The sequence below is a fragment of the Aureimonas ureilytica genome (assembly GCF_001475935.1).
Taxonomy (GTDB): Bacteria; Pseudomonadota; Alphaproteobacteria; order Rhizobiales; family Rhizobiaceae; genus Aureimonas; species Aureimonas ureilytica_A.
The window spans coordinates 1-1747 of the sequence record NZ_LDQA01000152.1; the positions used below are offsets into that span (position 1 = coordinate 1).

The 1747-nt window shown below is 62.0% G+C and carries 2 protein-coding genes; one reads left to right on the forward strand and one right to left on the reverse strand.

The window, feature by feature from the left end; translation table 11 throughout:
* On the forward strand, nucleotides 1–1387 hold a 1387-nt coding region (locus tag NS365_RS23175), incomplete at its 5' end, for a tyrosine-type recombinase/integrase (protein WP_058602628.1).
* Here NS365_RS23175 and NS365_RS23180 read toward each other — a convergent pair.
* Nucleotides 1360–1747: hypothetical protein (locus NS365_RS23180; protein WP_206612171.1), on the reverse strand; the 388-nt coding region annotated here is incomplete at its 5' end. The genes NS365_RS23175 and NS365_RS23180 overlap by 28 nt on opposite strands.

Sequence of the window (1747 nt, forward strand, 5' to 3'; positions counted from 1 at the left end):
GGCGACCAAAGCGAAGCTCAAATGGCTGACCCTCCGTGAGGGGATCTGGTACTATCAGCGACGCGTTCCCGATCGCTACAAGCACCTCGATCCGCGTCTCATGGTCCGCCTCAGCTGTGAGACTGACGACCTGACCCAAGCCATGATCGCGCGGGATCGGCTGAACAAGATCGTCGAAGCGCATTGGCACTCGCTGGTGCACAGCATCGGCCCTGACGCTCAAGAGCGCTACCGATCCACGGTCGCTCGGGCACGGCTGGAAGGGTTCTCCTATGTGCCTTCCAAGGATCTTATGGGGCTATCCCGAGAGGAGCGGTTCGCGCGTCTCGAGCGCGCCACAGCGGGGCTGGAAGGGCAAACGCCAACCAAAGCTGCGGCAGCGGATCAGCAGCAGCTATTCGCGGCCGTTATGGGTACCGCTGAGGAGCCTCCGATCCTCCTCTCGAATCTTGTCGAGGAATACGAGAAGGCTTCGCAGGACAAACGCCTGAAGATGTCGGACGCGCAGGTTCACAAATGGCGCCTGCCGCTGACGCGCGCCGTCCGCAACCTGATCGATGTCATCGGCGACAAGCCGGTCACCGCGTTGACCCGCGCAGACGCCATCCGGTTTCGCGACCAGTGGTTCGAGTGGATCAGCATGGGCAAGCTGGTCGATGGACCAGACGGTGAGAAGGTCATGCGCGTCCTGAAGGCCGAATCTGCGAACAAGGACGTGACGCATATCGGGAAGATGATTGCCCTCCTTTCCGACCGGCTCGATCTCGACCTTCCGAGACGTTTCCAGGGTCTTCGCTTCTCCGTCGATGACGACGAGGAGGGCCGCGTGCCGTTTGCGAGCGAATGGATCAGGGAACGCATTCTCGCACCCGGTCTTCTGGAGCGACTTAACGCGGCTGCGCGCGGCGTCGTCCTGACGATGGTCAACACCGGTGCGCGGCCGAGCGAGCTCGCCGGATTGCGACAAGCGGACATCCGTCTGGACGCTGAAATTCCCCACATCGCGATCGTGGATTACCAGGGGCGCAAACTCAAAACCCCCTTCTCTAAGCGAGATCTGCCTTTGGTGGGCCCATCTCTGGAAGGTGCCAAGCTGCTTCGCGAGACAGCTGGCGAATATAAAGACCGAAGCGGCGCCCTCTCGTCTCTTGTCGGCAAATTCTTCCGCATCCACGATCTCTATGAGGTCAAAGGCCAGACGCTCTATTCCTTCCGGCATTCGTTCAAGGATCGCCTGACAGCGGTCGATGCGCCGGACCTGATCGATTCGGAACTGATGGGCCACAAGTTCGACCGCCCGGACTATGGACGCGGGCCGACGCTCGAGAAGAAGCTCGAATGGATCAAGAAGATCGCGATCTACCGGCCTTCGGACGAGCCATCCTGATCGATCTTCGCGCGCGGCAGCGGAAACGGCCCGGTCACGGTCGGCAGCGGCCAAAGACCGTGCCACGGCCGATGCTCGACCGACGTGTACCAGGTCGTGAACTCTGTGACGCAGCCGCCGCGCAGTCGCCATGGCCCCCACTCCTGAACGCCCGGCGGGCGGTTGGTCGGGGTGCCGTCCTGCTGATCTTCGAATTCAAACATGGCGCGCCGGAACCGGCCGGCCGGATCGCCGAAATAGATCTGCTGCCGGCCGTCGATATAGCGCGCGTCGGAGCGCACCTTGCTCATGACCCCCGAGACCAAAGCGTCGCGGCCGTCGCAGACCGCGCTGGTCTGCGAGAAGGCCAATAGCTTATAA